The 24,319-nt window shown below is 73.5% G+C and carries 22 protein-coding genes and 1 pseudogene; 12 read left to right on the forward strand and 11 right to left on the reverse strand.

Going from position 1 to position 24,319, the window contains the following annotated elements; all coding sequences use genetic code 11:
• Positions 1-150 precede the first annotated feature (150 nt).
• Together FVS66_RS19985 and FVS66_RS19990 are read left to right on the forward strand one after the other, a co-directional pair.
• Entirely contained in the window at positions 151-2,826 is a 2,676-nt protein-coding gene (locus FVS66_RS19985) for a LuxR C-terminal-related transcriptional regulator (RefSeq protein WP_149182548.1), read from the forward strand.
• A complete protein-coding gene (locus FVS66_RS19990) occupies positions 2,823-3,086 on the forward strand; it encodes a hypothetical protein (protein WP_149182549.1) in 264 nt (87 codons plus the stop codon). Before FVS66_RS19985 ends, FVS66_RS19990 begins: the two co-directional genes overlap by 4 nt.
• Before the next feature lie 75 nt (positions 3,087-3,161).
• Here FVS66_RS19990 and FVS66_RS19995 read toward each other — a convergent pair whose 3' ends face one another.
• Both FVS66_RS19995 and FVS66_RS20000 read right to left on the reverse strand, forming a co-directional pair.
• Complete coding sequence (locus tag FVS66_RS19995; RefSeq protein ID WP_149182550.1) at positions 3,162-4,571, reverse strand: DUF2252 domain-containing protein; 1,410 nt, start codon at positions 4,569-4,571, stop codon at positions 3,162-3,164.
• Entirely contained in the window at positions 4,568-5,188 is a 621-nt protein-coding gene (locus FVS66_RS20000; protein WP_149182551.1) for a potassium channel family protein, read from the reverse strand. Before FVS66_RS20000 ends, FVS66_RS19995 begins: the two co-directional genes overlap by 4 nt.
• Before the next feature lie 321 nt (positions 5,189-5,509).
• Here FVS66_RS20000 and FVS66_RS20005 point away from each other — a divergent pair, with 321 nt between their 5' ends.
• The gene (locus FVS66_RS20005) at positions 5,510-6,175 is read left to right on the forward strand and encodes an HdeD family acid-resistance protein (protein ID WP_149182552.1); all 666 of its coding nucleotides are present in this window, start codon (positions 5,510-5,512) and stop codon (positions 6,173-6,175) included.
• A gap of 188 nt (positions 6,176-6,363) precedes the next feature.
• Positions 6,364-6,801 (forward strand): hypothetical protein, encoded by a 438-nt coding sequence (locus tag FVS66_RS20010; RefSeq protein ID WP_149182553.1) that lies wholly within the window; start codon positions 6,364-6,366, stop codon positions 6,799-6,801.
• Positions 6,802-6,932: 131 nt separating this feature from the next.
• Here FVS66_RS20010 and FVS66_RS20015 read toward each other — a convergent pair whose 3' ends face one another.
• The 3 genes from FVS66_RS20015 to FVS66_RS20025 are packed head-to-tail and all read right to left on the reverse strand — an operon-like array spanning position 6,933 to position 10,474.
• Complete coding sequence (locus FVS66_RS20015; RefSeq protein WP_187645604.1) at positions 6,933-8,495, reverse strand: FAD-dependent oxidoreductase; 1,563 nt, start codon at positions 8,493-8,495, stop codon at positions 6,933-6,935.
• Complete coding sequence (locus FVS66_RS20020; protein WP_149182555.1) at positions 8,492-9,259, reverse strand: methyltransferase domain-containing protein; 768 nt, start codon at positions 9,257-9,259, stop codon at positions 8,492-8,494. Before FVS66_RS20020 ends, FVS66_RS20015 begins: the two co-directional genes overlap by 4 nt.
• An 18-nt stretch (positions 9,260-9,277) precedes the next feature.
• Positions 9,278-10,474: a lycopene cyclase family protein gene (locus tag FVS66_RS20025; protein ID WP_149182556.1), complete on the reverse strand. Its 1,197-nt coding sequence runs from the start codon at positions 10,472-10,474 to the stop codon at positions 9,278-9,280.
• Between the two features lie 279 nt (positions 10,475-10,753).
• On the opposite strand from FVS66_RS20025, the gene FVS66_RS20030 reads away from it, so the two are divergent.
• The 4 genes from FVS66_RS20030 (at position 10,754) to FVS66_RS20045 (ending at position 16,053) form a co-directional block, all read left to right on the forward strand.
• A complete protein-coding gene (locus FVS66_RS20030; RefSeq protein ID WP_262387095.1) occupies positions 10,754-12,175 on the forward strand; it encodes a polyprenyl synthetase family protein in 1,422 nt (473 codons plus the stop codon).
• Positions 12,172-13,896 (forward strand): phytoene desaturase family protein, encoded by a 1,725-nt coding sequence (crtI, locus tag FVS66_RS20035; protein ID WP_149182557.1) that lies wholly within the window; start codon positions 12,172-12,174, stop codon positions 13,894-13,896. The genes FVS66_RS20030 and crtI overlap by 4 nt, the downstream gene beginning before the upstream one ends.
• A gap of 130 nt (positions 13,897-14,026) precedes the next feature.
• Positions 14,027-15,049 carry a phytoene/squalene synthase family protein gene (locus tag FVS66_RS20040; RefSeq protein WP_149182558.1) on the forward strand — a complete coding sequence of 341 codons (1,023 nt, stop codon included), beginning with the start codon at positions 14,027-14,029 and terminating at the stop codon, positions 15,047-15,049.
• Positions 15,046-16,053, forward strand: coding sequence for a DUF5914 domain-containing protein (locus FVS66_RS20045; RefSeq protein ID WP_149182559.1), 1,008 nt, complete (start codon positions 15,046-15,048; stop codon positions 16,051-16,053). The genes FVS66_RS20040 and FVS66_RS20045 overlap by 4 nt, the downstream gene beginning before the upstream one ends.
• Positions 16,054-16,337: 284 nt before the next feature.
• Here the strand turns inward: FVS66_RS20045 and FVS66_RS20050 are convergent, their stop codons facing one another.
• Positions 16,338-16,616, reverse strand: a complete 279-nt coding sequence (locus FVS66_RS20050) for a zf-HC2 domain-containing protein (protein WP_187645605.1) — start codon at positions 16,614-16,616, stop codon at positions 16,338-16,340.
• Positions 16,617-16,654: 38 nt separating this feature from the next.
• Complete coding sequence (locus FVS66_RS20055) at positions 16,655-17,212, reverse strand: RNA polymerase sigma factor (protein WP_149182561.1); 558 nt, start codon at positions 17,210-17,212, stop codon at positions 16,655-16,657.
• A gap of 218 nt (positions 17,213-17,430) precedes the next feature.
• Between FVS66_RS20055 and FVS66_RS20060 the strand changes: the two genes are divergently transcribed.
• A complete protein-coding gene (locus tag FVS66_RS20060) occupies positions 17,431-17,667 on the forward strand; it encodes a zf-HC2 domain-containing protein (protein ID WP_262387096.1) in 237 nt (78 codons plus the stop codon).
• Positions 17,668-17,722: 55 nt separating this feature from the next.
• Here FVS66_RS20060 and FVS66_RS20065 read toward each other — a convergent pair whose 3' ends face one another.
• From FVS66_RS20065 to FVS66_RS36105, 4 genes and pseudogenes are all read right to left on the reverse strand, one after another.
• Positions 17,723-18,802, reverse strand: a complete 1,080-nt coding sequence (locus FVS66_RS20065; RefSeq protein ID WP_149182563.1) for a methyltransferase domain-containing protein — start codon at positions 18,800-18,802, stop codon at positions 17,723-17,725.
• 440 nt (positions 18,803-19,242) lie between these two features.
• A complete protein-coding gene (locus tag FVS66_RS20070) occupies positions 19,243-20,013 on the reverse strand; it encodes a TVP38/TMEM64 family protein (protein ID WP_149182564.1) in 771 nt (256 codons plus the stop codon).
• A complete protein-coding gene (locus tag FVS66_RS36100) occupies positions 20,010-20,255 on the reverse strand; it encodes a hypothetical protein (protein ID WP_262387097.1) in 246 nt (81 codons plus the stop codon). Before FVS66_RS36100 ends, FVS66_RS20070 begins: the two co-directional genes overlap by 4 nt.
• A 194-nt stretch (positions 20,256-20,449) precedes the next feature.
• Positions 20,450-20,692, reverse strand: a pseudogene (locus tag FVS66_RS36105) (hypothetical protein); the annotation flags it as partial.
• A gap of 314 nt (positions 20,693-21,006) precedes the next feature.
• Here FVS66_RS36105 and FVS66_RS20080 point away from each other — a divergent pair.
• The 3 genes from FVS66_RS20080 to FVS66_RS20090 are packed head-to-tail and all read left to right on the forward strand — an operon-like array spanning position 21,007 to position 24,319.
• A complete protein-coding gene (locus tag FVS66_RS20080; RefSeq protein WP_187645606.1) occupies positions 21,007-22,416 on the forward strand; it encodes an FAD-dependent oxidoreductase in 1,410 nt (469 codons plus the stop codon).
• On the forward strand, positions 22,413-22,877 hold the full coding sequence (locus FVS66_RS20085) for a MauE/DoxX family redox-associated membrane protein (protein WP_149182566.1): 465 nt from the start codon (positions 22,413-22,415) through the stop codon (positions 22,875-22,877). The genes FVS66_RS20080 and FVS66_RS20085 overlap by 4 nt, the downstream gene beginning before the upstream one ends.
• Positions 22,877-24,319, forward strand: coding sequence for a radical SAM domain-containing protein (locus FVS66_RS20090; RefSeq protein ID WP_149182567.1), 1,443 nt, complete (start codon positions 22,877-22,879; stop codon positions 24,317-24,319). Before FVS66_RS20085 ends, FVS66_RS20090 begins: the two co-directional genes overlap by 1 nt.

The following is a 24,319-nucleotide window of genomic DNA, read 5'->3' on the forward strand; positions in this document are numbered from 1 at the left end:
GCGGTCGAGGGGGACGACCGTCCAAGGACCCGTCGAAGGACCCGCCACGGAGTCCGTTGATCCCTGTCCGACGCGCACATGACGGCCGAGACTGAGATCCTTGGTGGGAAGCGTTGACCGTGACCTGACGAGTGGTGGGTGGTGAGCGCTGTGGCCACGATCGACGGCAGTGATGCACAACCGGCTGTGACCGGCGTCGACCCGCTGGGGGCTCCCCTGCTGCGTACCCGCTTCGCCCTCCCGGCGAGACCCGGCACGTTCATGCGGCGTGAACGCCTGGTCAACCACCTGGAGCAGGCTCACCTGACTCCGCTGACGACGGTCAACGGAGCCGCCGGCGCCGGCAAGTCCCTGCTGGTCGCCGACTGGGCGGACGGCCTGCGCTGTCCTGTCGCCTGGCTCACCGCCGACCCCGCGGACCAGGCACCCGGCGTCTTCTGGGCGTACCTGCTGGAATCGCTCCGCACTTCGGGCGTGTCGCTGCCCGAGCACGTGGCGCGCCCGCCCGCCTCCGGGCAGGTGGACCGCACGTTCCTGACGCGGGTCGCCGCCGGCCTCAGCACCCTGGACCCGCCCGTGATCGTCGTGCTCGACGAGTACGAGCGGGTGACGGCCCCGGAGATATCCGAGCAGATGCACTTCGTCCTGAGCCACGCCGGGAACGGCCTGAGGCTCGTCCTGGTCGGCCGCAACGAGCCGCTGCTGCCCCTGCACCGCTACCGGGTCGCGGGCGACCTGACGGAGATAAGGAACGCCGAGCTGGCGTTCACGTCGTCGGAGGCGGCCGCGCTGCTGGAGGCTCACGGGCTGCGCGTGGCCGAGAACGCCGTATGCGCGCTGGTGGAGCGTACCGAGGGGTGGGCCGCCGGACTGAGGCTGTGTGCCCTGGCGGCGCGGCAGAGCCCGGACCCGGAACAGTACCTGAAGGAGTTCGAGGCGGGCCGGAGCACCGTCGCGGACTTCCTGCTCGCGGAGGTCCTCTGGCAGCGGCCGCCCGAGATCCAGGACCTCCTCCTGCGCGTCAGCGTCCTGGAACGGTTCTCCCCGGACTTGGCGAACGCCCTGACCGGGCGGGCGGACGCCGGGCCGCTCCTGACGGAGCTGCACCGGGAGAACGCGTTCGTCCAGGACTTCGGCGACTCCTGGTACGGGCTCCACCCGTTGTTCGCGGAGATCCTCCGCGCCCACCTGCGGGTCCAGCAGCCGTGCCCGGAACCCGAACTCCACCGCCGGGCCGCCCGGTGGCTGCGACGTTCGGGCTTCCCGCGCGAGGCGCTCGTCCACGGAGCCGCCGCCGACGACTGGGAGTTCGCCGCCGACACCGTCATCGACGACCTGGCGATCGGGCAGTTCTTCACCGGCGCGCGAACCGACGAGCTGTCCGATCTGTTCTCCCGCATGGCGCCCGAGACGACAGGCTCCTCGGCGAACCTCGTCCGCGCCTCCCTCGAACTGTCCCACCATGACCTCGACCGCGGCCTCGCCCACCTGCGACAGGCCGGGGAGGACCTGGCGGTGGCGGACGGGCAGGACCGGGCCGCGGCACGGCTGAGCCGCGCCGTACTGGAGGCCCTCGCGGCCCGGCTGACCGGCTCCCCGGACCGGGCGGAGGCCGCGGCGGCGGACGCCCGCGAGGCGAGACGCCACATCACGGGCTCCCTCCTGGACCGGCACCCGGAGATCACCGCGCTGCTCCGTACCCACGTGGGCTCCGCCCTCCTGTGGGCCGGCCGCTTCGACGATGCCCGCGCCGCCCTGGCTGCCGCGGCCGCGTCCCCCGCCGGGACCGCCACCGCACTGCCCCGGGCCGAAGCCCTGGGCCACCTGGCCCTCATCGAGCACCTGGACGGCTGGCCCGGCAGGGCCGAGCGGACGGCCGCGGCGGCGATCGCGGAGGGGGTACGCCACAGCCTGGGCCCGCGGGGCGGCAGCGGAGTGGCCTCGCTGGTCCTGGCCGCCGTGGCCGTCGACCGCGACGAACTGGACGAGGCACGCACCCTGCTGGGTGCGGCGGACGCCGCACCGCTGCCGGAGGACCCGGTGGCGTGGGCGGGAAGGGTCCTCGTCACCGCACGTCTCCACTGGGCCCGGGGGCATGCGCACGCCGCGCTGGAGGCGGCCGCACGGGAGATCCGCGCCGCCGTGCCCTCCCCCTGGGCACAGGGGCACCTGGCACTTCTCGCGTCCACCGTCCATCTGGCCGCGGGACGTCCCGAAGAGGCCGCGAGGACGCTGGAGACCGTACCGGCCGGGCGTCTCCCCGCCGTCACCGTGGAAGCCGCGAAGGCGTACCTCGGCCTGCGGAACCCGGCCCGGGCCCTCGGCATGCTGGACCGGCTGCCCCGCGAGGCCCCCACCGGCCCCGCCGTGACCGTACGGGCCACGCTGGTGCGGGCGCAGGCAGCCCACCACGCGGGGGACCCCGACGCCGCGGGCCGGCTCGTCGCCGCGGCGCTCGTCCAGGCCCGCCGCGAGCGACTCCGCAGACCCTTCCTGGAAGCCGGACCGTGGATCCGCCCCTTTCTGCGCAGCACACACCTCCAGCAGCTGGCCGAAGGCTGGCTCACTCCCGGCCCCCGGCACCATCACGAGCGGCCGACCCGGCCTCGGTCCCCCGACCCGTCGCTCGTCGTGGAGGAACTCAGCGAGCGTGAGCGTGACGTGCTGCGGCGGCTCGCCCGGGCGATGTCCACGGAGGAGATCGCCGAAGACCTCCACCTGTCGGTGAACACCGTCAAGACACACCTGAAGAGCGCCTACCGGAAGCTGGCGGTGAACCGCCGCAACGACGCGGTGCGCCGTGCACGGGAGCTGCGTGTGCTGTGAGAACGGCGCCTCGCCGGGTCCCCCGGCGCACTCGCGCACGCTTCACCACATACGTCGAGGAGGGCACCCGGCGGTCGGACGAGGGAGGCCCGCCGGCAGACGGTATCGCGCTGGAGGCCGGGATCACCTCAGTCCCGACCGAACAGGTGCGCTCCGCGGCCCAGCGCTCCGGACTGCCGCCCTCCGGGGTGGAAGCGATCACGGACTCGTACGCGGCCCGGGCGGCCGTGGCCCGAAGCGGTATCACCACCAGCGGGTGAGCAACCGGCAACCGCGGCCACAGACCTGCCGGAGCGCCTCGGGCGGAACGGCCGGCCCGGTGCGCTGGGGGTGCTTCAGAGCAGCTCGACGGCGACCCTGCCGGAGCGCGCCGCGGCGGCCAGCGCCTCGAAGTCCCGCTCGTTCTGGTCGGCGTACGACTGGGCGAAGCCGACGAGCGCCCGGTCGAAGTTGTCGCCTCCGCCCAGGTAGGCGCCGATGGCGACCGGATCGCCGGAACGTGCGTGCGCACGTGCCAGCGAGGCTCCGCACAGTCGGCCGAAGGTGGCGAGGAGACCCGGGTCCATGGTGTCGGGCCGCGCGATGCCCTTCCAGTCCCACAGCTGGCGCACGTAGAAGTCACGTCCCAGTCCGTCGAGGCCGACCACGTGCGTCCAGCCGAGGAAGATGTCACTGGTCGTCTGGATGAGCCGCTGCCCCTCCACGACCCTCCGGCCCTGGTTGTCGTAGGGCTCGGCGCCCGTGTGCGGAGCGAGTACCGACTCCTGCGCTTCCTTGGCCTGCAACAGGAGAGGATCGTTGTCGTCCCTCCCGAGCAGCAACAGCACCCAGCACCGCGTCCCGACGCTGCCGACACCCACCACCTTGCGGGCCACGTCCACCAGCCGGTAGCGGCCCAGCAGGAACCGTCGTTCGGACGACATGCTCCGCGCGTACTGGTCCACGATGTGCCGAAGCTCCTCCTCCTGCCGGCCGTCGGCCGACGCCGCCCGCAGATCGCGGAGCGGAGTCACCAGCGGGGGGTCCGGCACGATCCTGCGTCCCTCGGCCGTGACTCCCGTGAGCTTGGCGTACGCCTCAAGGTGTGTACGGGACCGCGCCCGCGCCGTCGCACGCCGCGACCGGCGGCGGGCCTCGCGGTCCCAGGACGAGGACAGGACTTCCCGGAGCCGGTCGGTGTCGTCCTGCGCGTACCAGACGTCCAGGGTCCGCATGCCGGCGAGCGCCCGTATCCGCTCGCGGTACGCCGCCAGACACGCGCGCACGGCCCGGTTCTGGTCCTTCACCGAGAAGCCGTTCGCACGGGCCGCCGTCACGAAGCTCGTCGCCAGCCGCTTGACGTCCCACTCGAACGGGCCGGGCAGTGTCTCGTCGAAGTCGTTGATGTCGAAGACGAGATGCCGCTCGGGCGAGGCGAGGAGCCGGAAGTTCAGCAGATGGGCGTCCCCGCACAACTGCACCGTCAGCCCCGTGCTCGGCAGCGCAGCCAGGTCCCCCGCCATGACGGCTGCCGCGCCGCGGTAGAAGCGGAACGGCGTCTCCAGCATCCGCCCGTACCGGAGGGGCACGAGCTCCGGCAGCCGCAGCTCCGACTGACGCTCCAGCACCTCGACCGGGTCGGGCCGTCGCGGCACCGAGTCGAACCGGCCGTGGCACGAGCGGGGAGCGTGTTTCCGCGCTCTCCTCCCGTACGCTGCCCGTTCGGCGGGTGAGAGCGCTGCCAGGGAGGTGCTCGGCAGGGTCATGGGCGGTCTCCTGGTTCGGTCTCGCCGCGTTGAGCGGCACCGGTGGACGAGCGGTCCACGCGCTGCTGCCGGAGACCCGTCCGTATCGCCTCCGTCAGAACGCGGGCCGCGACCCCCACGATCAGAAGGCCGCCCAGCATCTGGACCATCGTCACGATCCTCGCCGCCTGCGAGCTGGCGGCGATGTCGCCGAAGCCCACGGTGGCGAACGTGGTCAGGGCGAAGTACAGGGCGTCCGTCCTGGTCAGGGGTTCGCTGAACGAACCGGGGGAGAGGCGTTCCAGGATGTAGTAGACGCTCGCGAAGACGACCAGGAACAGGGTCAGAGTGGCGACCAGTGCCTCGACGGCTCTCAGGCGGGGGTAGGGCGAGCGGACGATCGTTCTCACCTCCCACGAGAAGACCAGCAGCACCGCGAGCAGTCCGCCCACGAGCACCGTGGTGGTCCGGGCCGTGCTCGGTCGGTCCATGGGCAGGAGGTAGTACGCCGTGACGAGGCCGACCGCGATGAGGGACGCGCGCACGAGAGCCAGCACCGCGACCCGCCGCCGCACGCGGGGCCGCTCCGGGTTCCCGGACGGCACCAGCGGGTTCCGGGCGCCAGCCGACTCGGGCATCTCATGTCCCTTCCTGCGGTGCGGTGTGGTGCCGCTACGCGTCGCGCTGCCCACCTTCGGTACCGGGCGGGTCGGCGCGTGTTGAGTCCACCTCACCGCCCCGGTGGCCGGCCCGGATCACCCGCCGCGGGTGATCCGGGCCGGCGGAGTGTCGCGACACCCTGGCCCGAGGACATGGACGTGGGTGCGCCACCGACGGCACGCACGAACGTCTGCGCACCCGGTGCACCGGTCTCCCCGCCCGCCCACGGCGCGGACCGGCACCGAAGGCCCGGGGCGCGGGAAGAACGTACGTGGAATGACGTGCGAAGGGAGCAGGCCATGACCGGCTTGACCGGCCCGACCGGAGACGGTGGGCACGGGCGACCGCCCGAGGGGGCCGCACCTGACCCCGTGCGAGACACGGCGGAGGTTCTGGCCGGGCTCGGGCGCTCCTGGACCTGGCTCCTGGGTTCGGCGCTGGCGACCCTGATCCCCGGCATCGTGGTGCTGGCCTGGCCCGAGGGGACGCTGCACGTCGTGGCGGTGCTTCTCGGGCTGTACCTGCTGCTGAGCGGCACCTTCCGCTTCGTGGCCGCCTTCGCTCCCCGCGAACCCGGGGAGCGGCTCACTGGGTTGTTGACGGCGGTGCTGTTCGTCCTGGCAGGTGTCCTGTGCCTGCGTGATCCGCTGCAGACCATCACGGTCCTCTCGCTGATCGTCGGGGTCATCTGGCTCGCCTCCGGCATGACCACCGCCTATGGGGCCCTCGTCGCCCGGGACCTGCCGCACCGCGGTCTCGTCCTCGGCGCGGCCTCGGTCGGCATCGTGGCCGGGATCGTGGTGCTGGCCATACCGACGCAGACCGCCACGGCCCTGGCCCGGCTGCTCGGCCTGTGGCTCGTGCTGCTCGGCGTGGTGGAGCTGGCGGTGGCCCTCGCCTGGCGGGCCGCCCGGCGCAGGGCGGCCGCCGGACACGGGTCCGGCACACCTGCTCCCTTCGTGTGATCGGGCGCGGGCACTTTCACCCGCAGAGGGCGAGGAAGCCGGGGCATGGCCGGCTCACGATGGAGAAGGCGCCGAACGGCGGATCGCTGCGGGCCCGGGACGGAGGAGAGCCATGAGCGCACCAAGGCCGGCGGGCTGCTGTTCGTGCTCGTGCCGCAAACGACCACGAGAAGAGACGAGGCTGACAGATGACTGCGACGCGCACCGCACAGCGAGAGACGAACAAGCAGGCATGGGCAGGTGGCCTCACCGCGTTCGGGGCGGTCGTACTCATGATCTCCGGCCTGCTGGGCGTCTTTCGGGGCATCATGGCGATCGCCGAGGACGACGTCTTCGTCACGACACCCGACTACGTCTTCGAGTTCGACCTCACCGGCTGGGGCTGGTTCCACCTCCTTCTCGGCGCGTTCGCCGTGATCGTCGGTCTCGGGTTGTTCCAGGCGGCGACGTGGGCCCGGGTCGCCGGCGTGGCCATCGCCGGACTGCTGATCATCGTCAATTTCCTCTCCCTCCCGTACTACCCGCTGTGGTCGATCGTCGTGATCGGACTCTTGGCAGTGGTCATCTGGGCTCTCTGCGTCGTCCGGACCGACACCTCGGACGGGTGGGCGCCGCGCGACGACTGACCTTCGGAGCACAACGCGCCGGCCTCGCGCCCCGCACGCGCATGGCCTGAGGCCGGGGCAGTTGCCGTACGGTCACCTGCTCGCGGCCCAGAGGGCCCGCCCCGGGCGGCAGGAACGGCAGAACACAAGCCTCACCCGCGACGCGCCGCCTGTACCGCCCACCGCAGGAACCGTCCGCGCCCTCCGTCGGGCACCGTCCACAGCGGGTGGCCGCGCAGGCCCCACCGGCGCAGCAGCGCGTTGGCGGCGAGGAAGCCGCTGGTGGCCGCCCGTTCCATCAACGCCACCGGCAGGCCGGTGCGCACGGCGTCGCCCGCGACGACGAGGCCCGGCGTGGGAGTGCGGACGCCGGGTCGGTCGCCGTACCCCCCCACCGCGAACAGCGGGCAGTCTGCGCGCCACTCGTGGCGGGCGTCCACCACCCGAGCCCGACGTGTCTCGGGGTGCACCCGGTGCAGCTCACCGAGGAGTTCCTTCTGCACGGTCTCCGGAGCGGCGTCGCCGGGCAGCGCGTAGGCGTGCAGTTCCAGCACGGACCCGCCGGTGCGACCGGCCCAGCGCGCGGCCTCCCCCTCCCAGCGGTTCAGGACGCTGACGTTGTCCAGGGAACCGTATCCGCTGGTGCCCAGGAAGCCCGGCCGGTGGCCGAGCACCGGGCGGTCCAGCCACAGGCGGGAGACCAGGAACGGGGGCGCGGTACGGAGCCGTGCGATCCGTTCACGCCACGGCTCGTCCCCGAGCCCGCCGGACCGGTCCACCAGGGCTCGCAGCGCTCCCGGATCGACGGCGAGCACCACGGCGTCGTAGCACGTCTCGGCGTCCCCCGTGGTCACGGCGAAGCCACCGCCGGACAGGGCCGTGACGGCGTCCACCGGGGTGGCGGCGCGCAGCTCGGCCCCCAGACCGGTCAGGTACCCGGCCAGCGGGTCCCACAGTGCCTGCGGGAACGGCTCGACGGGTACGTCGAACAGCAGGCCCTCGGACGAGCCGAGGAAGTAGATGTGGAACATCAGAGCCGTCTCGGCGGCCGACAGCCGGCACGGGTCCGCGAAGAAACTGCGCGAGAAGACCTCGAAGGCCAGGTGCCGTGCCGCTGCCGGAAAGCGGATCGCCTCCAGCAAGTCATGGGCGCTGACCCGGTCGAGCCGGTCGTACACCTCCGGCACGCGCACGTCGAGCAGCGGCAGCGCTGCCCGGGCGTCCATCCGGGCCAGGTCGCGCAGCCGGAACGAGCCGCTCAGCGCGACGAATCCGAGTGCGCTCAGCGGCGGAGTGCGCGGCACGCGCCGGAAGCTGTCGCGGCCGCCGTTCGCGTGGCGCAGGGGGTAGTCGGGCAGGCCCGTCAGCCGGGACAGAGCAGGATCGGTACGCCGCAGCAGGGCACGAAGGTTGTAGTACTGGCGGAAGAACGCGTGGAAGCCCCGGCTCATCGTCACCGTGCTGCCGTCGGCAAGCCGGGTGGGCCATCCGGCCAGTCGGCCGCCGAGTACCGCGTCCCGCTCGTACAGGACGACCCGTACCCCACGCTCGGCGAGCGCCGTGGCCGCCGTCAGCCCGGCGATGCCGCCGCCGACGACCGCGGCGCGGGGTGCGGAGGCAGGGTCCGCCCCGGAAGCTCCGGGCGGTGCGGGCAGCAGCCGGGCCAGCCGGTCACGGCCGGGGCGAGGCGTCGCGGGGCGGGCGTCGGCGGTCATCGTGAGCCTCCTCGGCCGTGGCCGGTTCCGGGCCGCCGGGTCCTCTCGCCGGCCGCGGCCGGCCTGCGGGCCACCACCGTGTGCGTGACGCCGGTCTGCCATCCCGGCAGCGGCAGGACCCGCACCTTCTCGAAGCCGGCGCGCTCCATCCGCCGACCGAGAGCGTCGGCGGTGTCGAAGTCGAGGACACTGCGCCACAGATGCCGGTACAGCCGCCCGTCTCCGAGCAGGGTGGCGACGGGCAGGACGAGGCCGCCGCACACCGCGTTCCACACCGCGCGGTGCGCGATTCGGCCGCTCAACGCGTACTCGTGCACCGCGAGCCGGCCCCGGGGCGCCAGCAGCCGGTACACCGACGCGAGCACGGCGTCCGGGTCGGCGGCGTTGCGCAGCAGGTACGCGGCGAAGACCGCGTCGAACGGACCGCTCACCCCGGCTTCGGGCAGGCGTTCCACCGGCGCGCGCACGAACCGCACCGGCCGCGCCCACGGCCGGGCGCCCGCCCGGCGCAGCATTCCCGCCGAGGCGTCGACCGCCGTGATGTCGGCGCCGGGCAGCACGGCGGCCAGGGCGGCGGTGGACGCCCCCGTGCCGCACCCCAGGTCCAGCACCCGCAGCCCGTCGCCGCCCGGTGGGAGCCCGAGCCGCCGGGCGGAGCGGCGCAGGTGGGCGTGGTATCCCGGATTGGCGGCCACGAGGGTGTCGTAACTGCGGGCGGCGTGGTCGAAGGCGTCTGCCAGGTCGGCGTCGCGCAGAAGAGGCATGCGGGTTCGGCTCCTTGGTCAGGCGGCGGGAAGGCTCCGGCGCGGGGCGAAGGGCAGGCTGAGCGCGGAGGCGACCATCGCGGCGACGGGCACGTGGGCGCCGATGCCGAGGTCCTCCGCCAAGCTGGTACGGCCGTCGAGGAATCGGAGGAGACGCGCTGCGGGCACCCGCTCGAACAGGCGGGTGAAGAACGCCGGGCCGTCCACCCGGCCGCCGTCCAGGGCACGGAGCAGCACCGCGTCCATGACGCGGGCGCGGGCGGAGTGCGGCCGCGGGGGCAGCGGGTGCCGTCCGGCGTGCAGGGCGGCGGCCACGGTACTCGCCTGCCGCTGCACGGCGCTGAAGGTGTAGCCGGTCGAGGGGCGGGTGGCGCCCGAGCAGGCCCCGATCCGGAACACACCCGGCGCGGTCTGCCGGGGGAAGTCGGCGTCCGTCATCGGGATCACTCCCTGCTCGCACGCCGTGACCTCGTAACCGTCCAGACCGATCACCCGCTCCGCGTAATGCCGCAGCGCGCTGTCGTAACCGGCGCGGCTGAGCACCCGGCGGGAGAACTCCGTGTACTCGACCAGCGCCTCGTGCGGGCCGACGGGCAGCACGTAGCCGAACGAGAGCCCGTGCGCGGGCTGCGGCGTGCGGAAGTCCATCAGGTCCACCACGGACGGGTCGAAGACCGGACGGGACGTGCGCACGAACCAGCCGCGGAAGTGCTGCAGCAGCGTCGTACGCGCGGGCGGGAGGCGGATGAGAGGACGCGAGTCGAACACCCAGCCGGCCCGCACGGTGACGCTGCGGCCGTCCACACGGCGGGCGTGCAGCAGGGCACCGCCCGCCGTGGGCTCGACCCGGCCGACGACGGCCTCGGTGCATGACACCCGTCCGCTCGACGCGATCTCCCGGCCGGCCAGTGCCTCGAAGGCGTCGGAACGCAGCATCTTGTAGCGCAGCGGCGCGATGACGGCCGTCACAGCCGTCCCGTCAGCGCCGCGCACCCGCAGCCGTTGCCAGGCGGCGGTCAGCGCGCCGTCGTAGGGACCCGCGTCAGGCTCCCAGAAGCACCAGGTGCGCGGCGCGGCGCGGGCAGGGCCCGGGGGAGCGGCCAGCAGCACCGTGCGCAGTGCCGGTGCCCCCGCGGGCGGGTGGGCCAGCCGCCGTGCGAGCGACAGCCCGGCGGCGCCGGCGCCCACCACGGCTACGTCAGCCGCCAGATCCACCACCACTGCTCCCTTCCCGGGCCTTCGTGCGGGGACGGCCACGGCCCGGCTTGACGGGGTGCTGCCTTCCTCGGCACGGAGGCGCCCGCACCCACGTACGCCGCGTGCCGTCCAGTGTTCCGCTCTGTCGGCCCGCGAGGATGCAGCACGGGGCGTGTCGCCGGCCCGTCGGTGGCACCGTCGGCGGCCCGGCGTGCCACCGAATGGCGCATCCGGTTCGCCGCCACACGCGGAATGTCTACAGGTGTAGCCGTGACACGACAGGCGAGAGGATCCGCGATGCACCCGACACAGGCGACCCACCGGCATATGGCTCCGCCGGGCGGGCCTCCCGGTCCTCCCACCGCCCATCACCGGTCCGGCGGGCGGAGAGACAGCGCCGCCTGCTCCCCGGAGACCGGTGCCGCCCGCGGGAACCGGCGGGACGACAGCCTCGACCCCCGCACCATCGACGATGACGTGGCCGCCGCTGTCCGCTCCGTGCTGGCCCGGCTTCTCGACACCCGTCTGGACCAGGCCCGTGCCCTGGACGGCCTCTTCGCCCGGGATCTCGCCGAGCGCGTCGTGGACTTCACCCTGCACGGCGGACGCCGTATCCGTCCCCGCCTGCTGTGGTGGTCGCTGCGCGCCTGCGGCGGCGGCGATTCGGCACAGGTCCGGGCGGCGCTGCGGGTCGGTGCGGCCCTCGAACTGCTGCAGACCTGCGCGCTGATCCACGACGACGTGATGGACGCCGCGCCGACTCGCCGGGGACGGCCCGCGCTGCACACCGCCGTCGCCCGCCAGTACGCCGGCCGAGCGCCCGACGCCTCGCGGCGCCTCGGCGACGCGGCCGCGGTACTCGCCGGGGACCTGGCGCTCGCCTGGGCGGACGACGTGATGGCGGACCTGCTGCTGGACGGTGATGCGCTGCCGTCCGGCACCGCGCACCGCGTCCTCGACATCTGGCGCGCCACCCGGACCGAGATGGTCACCGGCCAGTACCTCGACGTGCACGGCCAGGCCACCGCGCAGCTCTCGATCCCCCGGGCCCTTCGTGCCGCCCGCCTCAAGAGCGCCTCGTACAGCGTGGAGCGGCCGCTGGCACTCGGGGCGGCCCTCGCGGGCCGCGGGCCTGCCGCCACGGCCGCGCTGGCGAGGGCCGGCCGCTGCGCCGGCCTCGCCTTCCAGCTGCGGGACGACCTGGACGACCTGTTCGCCGACCCTGCCGTCACGGGCAAGCCGTCTGGCGGGGACGTACGCCAGGGCAAGCCCACGTACCTCATGGCGATGGCCCGCGCCCGTGCCGCCGCCGACGGCGACCCGGCCGCGCTCGGCGTCCTGGAGGCGTCCCTCGGCCGCGCCGACCTGACCCGGGACGACCTGGAACGCGTCCGTGGCGTGCTGATCGCCACCCGGGTCCGTGATCTGGCGCGCAGGAGGATCGACAGGCTGTGCCGACAGGCCGTGCGCCACCTCGCAGCGGCGGAGCTGGACCCGGGCCCTGCGGCCACCCTGCGCTCACTGCTCGCCGAGATCACAGGAGCACCCGGACCGGAGCAGGAACAGGAACAGGAACAGGAACAGGAACAGGAACCGAGAAGACAGGTACAGGAAACGGGACGGGCGCAGGAACCGGGACGGCGACACGGAACGGGACAGGAAGACGCACCGCGGCCGACGGCCGCGTCCGCCGCGGCAAGGGCGGAGGGCGGCCGGTGACCAGAAGTCTGAAGGGACCCACCGACCACGTGGTCGTCGTCGGCGCGGGCCTGGCAGGTCTGTCGGCCGCCCTGCACCTGCTCGGCGCGGGGCGCCGGGTGACCGTGGTGGAACGAGACACCGGGCCCGGCGGTCGCGCGGGTCGCCTGGTCCGCGGCGGCTACCACATCGACACCGGCCCGACCGTGCTCACCATGCCCGAGATCGCCGACGAGGCGTTCGCCGCGGTCGGCGCCTCGCTGGGCGACCACGTGGACCTGATTCCGCTCCACCCGGCCTACCGCGCGTGCTTCGCCGACGGCAGCACCCTCGACGTGCACACCGACGCCGACGCGATGGCGGCCGAGGTGGAGCGGTTCGCGGGGCCCGCGGAAGCGACGGGGTACCGCCGGCTGCGCGAGTGGCTGTCACGGCTGTACCGCGCGGAGCGGCGCCGCTTCCTCGACGCCGACTTCGACTCGCCGTGGCAGCTGATCACCCCCGACCTCGTCCGGCTGGCCGCGCTCGGCGGCTTCGGGCGCTGGGAGTCAGGTGTCGCCCGCCACTTGCGCGACGACCGGCTCCGCCGCGTCTTCACCTTCCAGGCCCTGTACGCGGGTGTGCCCCCGGCGCGGGCGCTCGCGGCCTACGCGGCGATCGCCTACATGGACACCGTGGCCGGTGTGTACTTCCCGCGCGGCGGTATGCACGCACTGCCGCGGGCCATGGCCGACGCGGCCGAGGCGGCAGGCGCCGTCTTCCACTACGGCCGGCCGGTCACCCGGCTGGAGCGCTCCGGCGAGCGGATCACCGCAGTGGTCACCGATGAGCAGCACCTTCCCTGCGACGCCGTCGTCCTCACCCCGGACCTCCCCGTGACCTACCGTCTGCTGGGCCGCACGCCCCGCCGGCCGGTGCGGCTGCGGCACGCCCCGTCGGCCGTGATCCTGCACGCCGGCTGCGATCGCACCTGGCCGCAGCTGGCCCACCACACCCTGTCGTTCGGCCACGCCTGGCAGCGCACATTCGACCAGCTCACCCGTACCGGCGAGCTGATGAGCGACCCCTCCCTGCTGATCACCCGTCCCACCGCGACCGACCCCGCACTGGCCCCACCGGGCCGCCACCTGCACTACGTTCTGGCGCCCTGCCCCCACGCCGGCATCGGCCCCCGCCCCGCCGACTGGCACGACCTGGGCCCCCGCTACCGCGACACCCTGTTGCAGGAGCTGGAACGCCGGGGGCTCGACGGCATCGCCGCGGCCATCGAGGAGGAGTGCCTGGTGACACCTGCCGACTGGGCGGCTCAGGGGCACGCCGAGGGCACGCCGTTCTCCGCGGCGCACACCTTCGCCCAGACCGGCCCGTTCCGCCCACGCAACCTGGTGCGAGGCACGGTCAACGCCGTCCTCGCCGGCTGCGGCACCACACCAGGCGTGGGCGTACCACCGGTCCTGCTGTCGGGAAGACTCGCCGCGGCCCGTATCACCGGCCTGGCTGGTCGCCCGGCCGTCTCCGGAGGCGCACGGACACGCCCCCACTCCGAAGAAGCCGCGGAGCGACGACTGAAGGGAGCGCCGGAGGGAGCCGGGAAGGGAACGCCGGAGGGCACGCGGAGAAGAGCGTCGGTGGCAAAGCCCGAGGAAGCTCCGAGAGGAACGCCCGGGGAAGCTCCGAGAGGAACGCCCGGGGGGACCCCCGGAGAGACGCCGACGGAGACCCCGGAAGGAACCCCGGCATGACCCCCCGTCACCCGGCGACCGACCGCGCGTACGCCTCCGCACCACGGCGGCCGTCGCGGCACAGCTCCCGCCGCGGCCGGCCCGGCCACGCGTGCCCCCCTTCGACCGGCCACCCGGAAGGGGCCCGCCCATGACCGCCCGCGAACTGGACGCCGCGGGTATCACCGACCCGGGCCTGCGTGCCGCCTACACCCGGTGCCGCGACCTCAACGCCCGGCACGGCCGGACCTACTTCCTCGCCACCCGCCTGCTCACGGCGGAGCGCCGTCCGGCCGTCCACGCCCTGTACGGCTTCGCCCGCTCGGCCGACGACATGGTCGACTCCCTGGACGGCGACTTCCGCCCCGACGAGCGCGCCCGTGCACTGGACCGGCTGGGCGAGGACCTCGCCCACGGCCTGGCCGGGGGCGCCGGTGCCGAGTCGGTGGTGCGGGCGCTCGCCGACACCGCGCGCCGCCACGACATCGACCACGGTCACTTCGCCGACTTCCTCGCCTCCATGCGCAGCGACCTGCACGTCACCTCGTACGCCACCTACGACGACCTGCGCGGCTACATGCACGGCTCAGCCGCCGTCATCGGCCTCCAGATGCTCCCCGTGCTCGGCACCGTGACCTCCCGAGAGGAGGCCGAACCGCACGCCGCGGAACTCGGCGTCGCCTTCCAGCTCACCAACTTCCTGCGCGACGTCGGGGAGGACCTCGACCGCGGCCGGGTCTATCTGCCCCAGGACCTCCTCGGCGCTCACGGCGTACACCGGCAACTGCTGCTCCACTGCCGGGAAACCGGCCGCACCGACCGCCGGGTCACCTCGGCGCTCAAGGAGTTCGCGTCCCTCACCCGCGCCGCCTACCGTCGTGCCGCACCCGGCATCCCCATGCTCGACCCGGTTTCTCGGCCCTGCATCCGCACGGCGTTCGTCCTCTACGGCGGCATCCTCGGCGCCGTGGCGACCGACGGGTACGCCGTACTGCACCGCCGCGCCGTGGTGCCGAGAAGGCGCCGGGCCCTGCTCGCCGCGGACGGACTGCTACGGCTGGCGGCGGTCCGAGTGGCCGCCCGGCACCCGTCGGCGGGCGCGTGGGGACGTCGCACCGCCGGCCACCCGTCTCCGCCACCATCCCGTCTCCCTCTCCACAAGGAGGTCGTGTGAAGCCCGCCCGGCCGCGTCCCCCCAAACGCCTGCCGCTGAGTCTGCGCCGTGCCCCGGTCGCCTGGCAGCGCCAGCGCCCCACGTGGCGCGAGGCCCGGCCCGCCCTGATCGCCGACGCCCTGAAACGGGCCCAGGCCCGCCCCACCGGAAACTGGTATGTCGTCGGAGCCACCCGCGATCTGCGCCCCGACCGTCCACTGGCCCGTACCGTCGCCGGGCGCGAGGTGGTGCTGTGGCGGGACGCCGAAGGACGCCTTGTAGCCGGACCGGGTGCCTGCCCGCACCTCGGCGCCCCGCTGCGCGACAGCCCGGTGCACTGCGGCACCCTGGTGTGCCACTGGCACGGACTGGCGCTGGACGGAACGCCGTTCGCCGGCTGGGAGCCGTGGCCCGCCCACGACGACGGCGTGCTGCTCTGGGCGCGGCTGGACGCGGCCGGGGGAGAAGATCCCACCAACCGCCCTGAGGTGCCGAGGCGCCCGGCGGCCGCCGACGCGCTGACCGCCGTGTACACGGGCGTGGGCGTCTGCGAACCGGACGACGTGGTCGCCAACCGCCTCGACGCCTGGCACGGAGCCTGGTTCCATCCGTACTCCTTCGTCGACCTCACCGTCGTCCGGGCACCCGGCCCGGGCGACGACGACTCCCTGACGGTCGACGTGTCCTTCAAGGTCGCCGGCCGCCTGGTCGTCCCGGTGCGCGCCGTGTTCACGGCACCCGGACCGCGCACCGTCGTGATGCGGATCACCGAAGGGGAAGGCAGGGGCTCCGTCGTGGAGACCCACGCCACCCCCCTCGGGCCGGACAGCCTGGGTCGGCCGCGCACCGCGGTGGTGGAGGCCGTCGTCGCCTCCTCCGGTCGGCCCGGCTTCGCCGCCGCCCGCCGCGCCGCCCCGCTGCTGCGCCCCCTGATGCGGGCCGCCGCGGCTCGGCTGTGGCGCGACGACCTGGCCTACGCGGAGCGCCGCTGGGCGCTGCGCTCGTCGGGGCGTCTGCCCGGCTGACCGCCACCGCGGGCGGCGCGTACGCCCGTCTGTACAGGCACGGTTCGCGTACGCCGGATGACAGAGCCTGCGACCCGGCTCCCTGGCCGACGGGGCCGGCATGCCCGCTCCCACCGGGATCAGCGCGAAGACGCGAAGGAGGGCAGCGGGGCGGGCCGGTAGCGGCCGGTCAGGTCGTGGCCGAGCGCGACGGCGACCGGGCCGAGGCGCCGGTGCCAGCGCCGACGCCGGCGCCGACACCGACCGTGTGCGAGACGCCCCGGACGGCTGCCGAGCCGCGTTCTCTAGGCGCCTGTCGGGGGCGGCGTGCCGTGTTCCGCGTCGTCGTCCCCGACAGGCGGGTCGCTCAGGAGCGACACGCCGAACGCCTGCAGGCGCTCCACCGCTCCGCTGTCAGGCTCCGCCCGACGGGCCAGCGCGTTGTGGATCTCCTGGTAGACGGACGCCTCCAGGCCGCATCGCCTGCAGTCCTCCAGGTGGGCCGCGACCCGGCGCGCGGTGACCTCGTCCGTTTCGCCGTCGAGGTAGGACTGCAGCACACGCGCGACCTGCAGACAGTTCATACGGCGCTCCGCCGACGAACGTCGCCACCATGGCCTCTTCACATCACACCTCGCTTCGGCGCCAGTCCTGCCGTGGCCAGCCGCGCCCGTATGCGTTTGCGCGCCCGGTGCAGCCGGCTCATGACGGTCCCTTCGGGCACGTTCAGCAGGTGGGCGGCCTCCGCATAGGTGAGGCCGTCGATGTCCACCAGTTGCACCACCTGCCGGTGCTTGTCCGGCAGCGCGCTCAGGGCCTGGTCCACAACCTCGTCGAACGCCTCACCCACCACGATCTCTTCCGCGGATCCGCTGGGGCCCGTGGAGCTGAGCCGGTCCAGATCGGTGTCCGGATCGTCCAGGAGGTGCGGACGGCGGCGCCGGTGCCGGTTGATCTCGGCCCGCCGCATGATCGTCAGCAGCCACGCGCGCGGATGCCTCCCGTCGAAGCCGTCGATGGCCCGATAGGCACGCAGAAGGGTGTCCTGCACGAGATCCTCGGCGTCGGCGGGCTGTGCGGTGAGCGTCATCGCCACGCGCAGCAGTACCTCCACCTCCGGCAGCACATAGGCGGCGAACGCCCGGCCCCGTGGGTCCGCCGGGTCCGGTGGCGCTGTCACTTCGTCTTCCACACAGCAGAAACCCTTCCTCCCTGGCACCGCATTCCATCCTTCTACCTCCTGCGCACCGACGGGGGCGGCGAGAGCTGTGCGAGGGTGGGAATGCGGCGTACGGCAGGACGGGTTTCCGCTGCATGAGAAGGCAGCGCGTTCCCGGGCCGGGGCGAGTGTGGGCCGAGTGCCGGGAGAAGCTACGGCATGTGCGCCTGCGGGGCGACATGGAAGCGTATGCCGACGGGCAGCTCACAGAAGCACACCGCATGCGGGTGGCCGCTCACATCGCCCGCTGCTGGGTATGCAGCGGCAGCCTGCAACTGCTGCAACTGATCAAGGCGTCTGTCCGGCACCATCCCCAGCGGACGCCCCCCTCCCTCGCATCGGCCCGCGTACGGCACTTCGCTCATCACCTCGCCACGTCGCCGGGCCAGGGGCGGCCTCCGCATGGAGGACGGTGATCCGGCGAGCGAGCGTGGTGGTCGGGTGTCCTGGTCGGTCCGGTGCAACGGCAGGTCAGCAGCAGCCCGACGGGTCGCCCGTGCCCGGCGCGGCAGCTCCGTCCGAGGGAGCGCACGGGAACAGGCCGAAGTGCCGGCTCTTGTCGCCGATGACGGTGAAGTGGTCCGCGTAGCGGCCGGCGCCGAGCATGTCGGCGGTGTTGCCGCAGACGAGCACCGGTTTGCCGGTGGGGAAGCGGTGGTGGTCGTCCAGGTCGAAAGCGTGCGGGTGCTCGGGGACGGTCCCGCGGTAGACGGCGAGCTGGCCGTAGTCCTCGCAGCGGTCTTCCAGCGGCAGCTTGAAAGCACGGACGGTACGGGAGGTGAAGGAGGCGAAGCCGATCTTCCGCTCGATGTCCGGGTCGCCGATCGTCACCGGGGACGCGGCGACGGTGCGGGCGTCCGGGCATCCGGCGCGGTCCAGGATGCGGCGGAAGTCCTCCGTGTACAGGGCACCGGCGAGGCACTCTCCGACGAGGACGGGGTCGTCGAGGAGAGCGGCGGGCAGGCGGCGGTCGGCGAAGATGTCGGAGAAGTACAGTTCCCCACCGGGCTTGAGGACGCGGAAGATCTCGGACAGGACGCGCGGTTTGTCCGGGGAGAGGTTCACCACGCAGTTGGAGACGACGGCGTCCACGGAGGCGTCCGGGATGCCGGCCGCCGCGAGATCCTCGATGTAGCCGTGGCGGAAGTCGGTGTTGGCGTGGCCGAACCGTTCGGCGTGCCACTCCTGGTGGCGGCGGGCCACGGCGAGTTGTTCCTCGGTCATGTCGACGCCGATCACCCGGCCGGTGGGGCCGACCAGCTGGGACAGCACATAGACGTCCCGGCCGCTGCCGCAGCCCAGGTCGAGCACGGTGGCGCCCTCCAGCGCGGGCGGAAGGGGCGAACCGCAGCCGTAGAAACGCTCCATGACCTCGTCGTGCACCCGGGCGAGAGCCGCCGCGATGTGGGGCGGCGGCGCCGCGTCCGTGCAGCAGGCCGAGGTCTTCAGGTCCGCGGAGGACGCGAGGACCTTCCCGTAGTAGTCCTTGACCGATTCCGCCACGGACGAGTCGGGCGTCTGCCGGTCTGGGGATACGTCGATTGTCGTCATGTCTCTCCCTGGTGAGTAGTTCTCGTGCACCGGTGCGTTGGCCGGCCGGGACCGCGATGGAAACCCGCTGTGCGGCGGCTGTCATTCCCCGTCCGCCGTCGCGTGACCCGTACGGTTCGAGGGCAGTGGACGGCCATCGGCCCGTGCACGAGGGGACATGCCGCTGGACGTGTTCTGCGCGCGGGCGGGAGGAGGAGCCGCAGAGCGGCTACCGCGGTGTTGTAGCCGCTGTCCCTGCTGGGCTGATGGTCGGTTCGGCCCGCCTGCCGCCTGCCGCCTGCCGCCTGCCGCCTGCCGCCTGCCGCCTGCCCGCCTTGCACGGCCGAAGCCGACGGAGCGAGCAGCCTCCTCCACATCAGCGTCGGCTTCCTCGCCCACATGACTTCGTCGGTGGCGTCAACCGATGCCCACTGGTTCGTCACCGGCTACTTGGCCACGAGCTACCGGCTACCGGCGGCTGCGCTGACCTCCGTGCTCCGGGAGCGGACCAGCCGTGCCGCCCACCAGCCGCCCGCGCTCAGCACCAGCAGACCGCCCAGCGCGATCCACAGGGCGGGAGACACGGGGTCGCCCAAGGACCCGCCGAGCCCGGTGTAGACCACGGTGCCCGGCACGATGCCCAGGGCCGTGGCGGTCACGTAGGAGGAGAAGCGGACACCTGCCACCCCCGCCCCGTAGTTGATCACCGAGAAGGGGAACAGCGGCACCAGCCGCAGGACCAGGACCGCCGTGAACCCTCGGCGTGTCAGATAGGCGTCCAGCCGGGCCAGCCGTCCCGCGCCGGCGTAGCGGGCCACGAGCGGGCGCCCCAGCAGGCGGGCGAGGCCGAACGACAGGGCCGCCCCCGCCGTCGCCCCGACGAGTACGGCACCAGCGCCCAGCGGCAGCCCGAACAGTGCGCCCGCCGACGCGGTCAGTACCGAGCCGGGCAGCAGCGCCGTCACGGCCAGGGCGTAGCAGACCGCGAAGATCAACGGCCCCCACAGGCCGAGCGAGTCGATCCACTGGCGCACCTCGCGCAACAGTTCGGCGCCCCCCAGCGCCACCCAGGAGCCGAGCACCGACAGCAGGACCACGAGGACGGCCAGCCGCATCCATGCCGCGCGCGCCGACCGCGGCGGCGTCTCGTCCGGGTCGCCTGCCCCGGATCTCGGGCCCGTGGCGGACGGGGGATGCTCGACCGCGGGTGTCGAGGCTGCGGGGCGGCTCATATCGGCTCCTGTGACGGTTGTGCTGTGGGAAGGTCGGCCACCACGCGGCGCAGCGGCGGCTCAAGGCTTCGCCCCGGAGCCGACCACCGCGCCGGGGACCGCTTCGCGGCCTGGATACGGTGGGCGGTAGGGCCGGGCAGGTACAGGGCATCGGCCGGCAGGGCCGCCGCGTCGGCCGAGTCGATGGCCGGGGTGAGGACACGCCAGTCGTCGCGGCGGACGCTGAACCCCGCCGTGCGCACAGGGCGGTCGGTCGGTCGCGGGCCCGCGGATCGGGCCACGGCCGGCGTACGGCGCGCAGGGCTGACATCATCCGGACCCAGCCGAGCGGGCCGGACGGGGAGAGCCCGGACCGGGAGGACACGAGTGCCGCGGGTGTTCCTCCGGGGCGCAGTACGCGCCGGACTTCCGTGAGGACGTGCGGCAGGGGAGTGACGACCGGCAGGCACCTCGCCGCACAGACGGCCTCCACGCTCGCGGAGGAGAACGGGAGCGCGTCCGCGCCGGCCCGTGCCGGCGGCCCGCTGCCCCGGCGTGCCGCTTCGGCAAGCTCTGCCGCCGACAGGTCGATCCCGACCCGGTCGGCCTCCGGCAGCTGATCGCGGGTGGGTGGCGAACCGCCAGGCAGGGTCGAGAACCGCGCCGCGGGTGCCGCGCAGCGGTTCGACCGGCCAGGCATACCGCGAGGTGTCCGCCAGGGCGAAGAACAGTTCGGTGACACCGGGACGCGCCTGGTGGTACGCGGAGCTGAAGCGCCGCCCGTCCGGTTCGTCCATCCAGCCCTCGCCTCTCTTGCATGCCGACCCCTGCCCTCGCGTCGGGAACCCTGGCGGGCCGACCCCGCATTCCCCTTCGGACACGCCGGATACGCACAGATGACTCCGGTCGGCCCTCCTGGCCGTAATCGTGTGAGCGGAAAGGGGAAGACTTCGCCTGTGCCACCGGGTTCCCCGCATGTTCACGACCTCGCACCGACCGGAGAGAGCCCACAGCATGAGTAGGTACGACCTGGTGGTCATCGGCGGCGGAAGCGCCGGCCTGACGGCGGCCCGCACCGCCGGGCGTCTCGGTGCCCGGACGGTCCTCGTCGAGCGGGACCGGCTGGGTGGGGACTGTCTGTGGACGGGCTGCGTACCGAGCAAGGCGCTGCTGCATGTGGCCGCCGATGTCCAGGCTGCCCGCCGCGCCGCTGCCTACGGGCTGCCACCGGTGTCCGGTCCGGTCGACCTCGCCGCGGCCATGGGGGAGGTGAAGCGGGCGATCGGCGCCATAGAACCGCACGACTCGGCCGAGGCGCTCGCCCCGTACGGAGTCGACGTCGCCTACGGCGTGGCGTCCTTCACCGGCCCGAGAACCCTGGCCGTCGGCGGTCGGGAGTTCTCCTTCCGCTACGCCCTGATCGCGACCGGCTCCTCGCCGTCCCTGGCACCGATCCCCGGCCTGGCCGATGCCCGGCCGCTGACCAGCGACACCGTCTGGGAGATGGCCGAACTCCCGCGGCGCCTCGTGGTGCTGGGCGGCGGCCCCATCGGCTCTGAGCTGGGCCAGGCGTTCGCCCGGCTCGGCTCGCGGGTCACCCTCGTGGAGGCGACGGACCGTCTGGTGCCCCGTGAGGAACCCCGTGCCTCACAGGTGTTGCGGGGCCGGCTGGAGGCCGAGGGCGTCACCGTGCTGACCGGCTACCGTGCGGAGAGAGTCGAGGCCGGCGCCGTCCACGGGCCCGGTGGCCCCCTCCCGTACGACGCGCTGCTCGCCGTCACGGGTCGCCACGCCAACACCGAGGGGCTCGGCCTGGAGGCGGCCGGTGTCGAGCTGACCGAGACCGGTCACGTCCGGACCGACGGTCGGCTGCGCACCCCCAACCACCGGATCTACGCCGCCGGTGACGTGACCGGCTGTTCTGCCTTCACCCACCTGGGCGGCACACAGGGCGCAGCGGCCGCCGCCGACGCCCTTCTCGGGGTGCGCCGCCCCATCGACTACCGCGCGGTGCCCTGGGTGACGTACACCGATCCGGAGATCGCCCGCGTCGGCCTCACCGCCGACGAGGCACGCGAGAGGTACGGTGACGCCGCACGCGTGCACACGCTGGAGAACGACCGGGTCGACCGGGCGGTCGCCGACGGCCGCACCGAGGGCTTCACCACTCTGGTGCTGGGCCCGCGCGGCAGGATCGTGGGAGCCACGGTGGTGTCACCGAGGGCCGGGGAGACCATCGCCCATCTGGCATCGGCGGTGCGCCGGGGCTGGACGCCTTCCGGCTACGCCCGCACCGTGCATCCCTACCCCACCTACGCCGACGCGCCCTGGCATACGGCCCTGGCCGACGTCCACGCCCGTCTGGACCGGGGCAGCGGCCTCATCGGCGCGCTGCTGAAGCTGCGCAGAAGGGTGATCCGGTGATCCTCCGCCTCGTCCTGGGCGCCGTTCTCGCGGCGATGGCGCTGGGCCAGCTCGCGTCGTTCGATGCGATGCCCCCCATTCTGACCGCCTACGGTCTGACCTCCGGCGCGGGCTCCACCGCCCTGGCCGTGGCGTTGATCTGCGCCGAGGCCGTGACGGCCGTCTGGTTCCTCGCCCGCCCCCGCTCCCGCGCCGCCACGCCCGTATGGCTGTACACCGGGGTCGCGGTGGTGTGGACCGTCCTCGCCGTCCAGGCGTTCGCCCGCGGACTCGTTCTCGCCAACTGCGGCTGCTTCGGTACCTACCTCACCCAGCCGCTGCGCTGGTACGTCCTCATCGAGGACGCCCTGATGCTGCTGTACGCATGGCTGCTGTGGCGCGGACCGCGCCGGGCCCGGCCCGTCCTGCCCACCGCCGAGGCGGCCTGTACGGCAGCCCCGACACCGCGGGAGAACCACTGATGCGGATCACCGGGGCACTGCGTGCCCTCGAACGGTCCACCCGTCCTTACGACCCCGAGTTCGCCCAGGCCATGGAGCGCCGCTGGGAGGAGCTCCCCGACGCGGCCAGGACCCCCGGCCAGATCCTGGGCCGGCACGGCGTCGGCTGCGAGGGCACCCACGGCGTCTTCCCTCAGTGCGACCTCAGGTGCACCCCCTGCTACCACTCCCGGGACGCCAACCGGGTGCGCGTCGACGGCCCGCACACCCGAGAGCAGGTCGCCGCCCAGATGGCCTTGCTGCGTGCGCTCCGCGGTCCCCGCGCACACGCCCAGCTCATCGGCGGCGAGGTGAGCCTGCTCGCCCCGGACGACCACGCCGCCGCCCTGGCGATCATGCGGGACCACGGCCGGGAACCGATGAGCTTCACCCACGGCGACTTCGACTACGACTACCTCACCCGGCTCGCCCTCGGCCCGGACGGCGGTCCACGCTTCGGGCGGCTGTCCTTCGCCGCGCACTTCGACAAGTTCATGTACGGCCGACGCGGCATCGAACGCCCGCCGGACGAGCGGTCGTTGAACCCGTACCGCGCCCGCTTCGCCGCCATGTTCCGCCGTCTGCGGCGCGAGCACGGGGTGCGGTCCTTCCTCGCCCACAACATGACCGTCACACCGGGAAATCTGGACGAGGTCGCGAGTGTGATCCGCGACTGCCGTGCCATGGGCTACGGCATGTTCTCCTTCCAGCCCGCCGCCTTCCTCGGCGACGAGCGCCGCTGGAAGGAGAAGTTCCGCGAGGCGACCCCGGACGCGGTGTGGGCGGAGATCGAACGCGGCGCCGGAACGCGGCTGGACTACCGTGTCCTCGAGAACGGCGATGTGCGCTGCAACCGCACCGCCTACGGCTTCTACGCCGGCCGCCGCTGGTATCCGTTCCTCGACGGCGACGACCCGCGCGACCTCGCGGTCCGCGACGCGTTCTTCCGCCACTTCGGGAAGGTGACCTTCACCGGCACCCCGCCCGGGCATCTCGCGGCCAAGGTTCTGCGGGTGGTGGCCCGCCACCCGTCCACCGCGGTGACGGCGCTTCGCTGGCTGGCCCGTGCCATCCGCCGCGTCGGACTGCTGCGGCTGGCCCGCAACCGGCTGAGGGTGCGTCCGGTCACGTTCGTCATGCACCAGTTCATGGACGCGGAAGTCGTCGCTCCGGCCTGGGAGTTGATGCGGCGCGGCGAGCAGGCCGCCGATGCCCGGCTGCGCGAGACCCAGGAACGGCTGGCCGCCTGCCACTACGCCATGGCCCACCCCGAGGACGGCACCCTCGTCCCCGCCTGCCTGCAGCACGCCGTGCTCGACCCGGCCGAGAACGCGGTGCTGCGCACCCTGCTGCCGATCGTCGACGTCCGCACCCCCGCCGGCCGCACGTCCGGCACGTCACCGAAGGAACCGAAGGAGAAATAG

Source organism: Streptomyces sp. TRM49041 (assembly GCF_008271805.1).
Classification (GTDB): Bacteria; Actinomycetota; Actinomycetes; order Streptomycetales; family Streptomycetaceae; genus Streptomyces.

Excerpts from the sequence above, each read along its gene's own strand:
- FVS66_RS19995 (WP_149182550.1), bottom strand. The coding sequence starts at position 4,571 with ATGACCCTGCCGAGCACCTCCCTGGCAGCGCTCTCACCCGCCGAACGG.
- FVS66_RS20000 (WP_149182551.1), bottom strand. The coding sequence starts at position 5,188 with ATGCCCGAGTCGGCTGGCGCCCGGAACCCGCTGGTGCCGTCCGGGAAC.
- FVS66_RS20005 (WP_149182552.1), top strand. The coding sequence starts at position 5,510 with ATGACCGGCTTGACCGGCCCGACCGGAGACGGTGGGCACGGGCGACCG.
- FVS66_RS20010 (WP_149182553.1), top strand. The coding sequence starts at position 6,364 with ATGACTGCGACGCGCACCGCACAGCGAGAGACGAACAAGCAGGCATGG.
- FVS66_RS20015 (WP_187645604.1), bottom strand. The coding sequence starts at position 8,495 with ATGACCGCCGACGCCCGCCCCGCGACGCCTCGCCCCGGCCGTGACCGG.
- FVS66_RS20020 (WP_149182555.1), bottom strand. The coding sequence starts at position 9,259 with ATGCCTCTTCTGCGCGACGCCGACCTGGCAGACGCCTTCGACCACGCC.
- FVS66_RS20030 (WP_262387095.1), top strand. The coding sequence starts at position 10,754 with ATGCACCCGACACAGGCGACCCACCGGCATATGGCTCCGCCGGGCGGG.
- FVS66_RS20040 (WP_149182558.1), top strand. The coding sequence starts at position 14,027 with ATGACCGCCCGCGAACTGGACGCCGCGGGTATCACCGACCCGGGCCTG.
- FVS66_RS20050 (WP_187645605.1), bottom strand. The coding sequence starts at position 16,616 with ATGAACTGTCTGCAGGTCGCGCGTGTGCTGCAGTCCTACCTCGACGGC.
- FVS66_RS20060 (WP_262387096.1), top strand. The coding sequence starts at position 17,431 with ATGGAAGCGTATGCCGACGGGCAGCTCACAGAAGCACACCGCATGCGG.
- FVS66_RS20065 (WP_149182563.1), bottom strand. The coding sequence starts at position 18,802 with ATGACGACAATCGACGTATCCCCAGACCGGCAGACGCCCGACTCGTCC.
- FVS66_RS20070 (WP_149182564.1), bottom strand. The coding sequence starts at position 20,013 with ATGAGCCGCCCCGCAGCCTCGACACCCGCGGTCGAGCATCCCCCGTCC.
- FVS66_RS20080 (WP_187645606.1), top strand. The coding sequence starts at position 21,007 with ATGAGTAGGTACGACCTGGTGGTCATCGGCGGCGGAAGCGCCGGCCTG.
- FVS66_RS20090 (WP_149182567.1), top strand. The coding sequence starts at position 22,877 with ATGCGGATCACCGGGGCACTGCGTGCCCTCGAACGGTCCACCCGTCCT.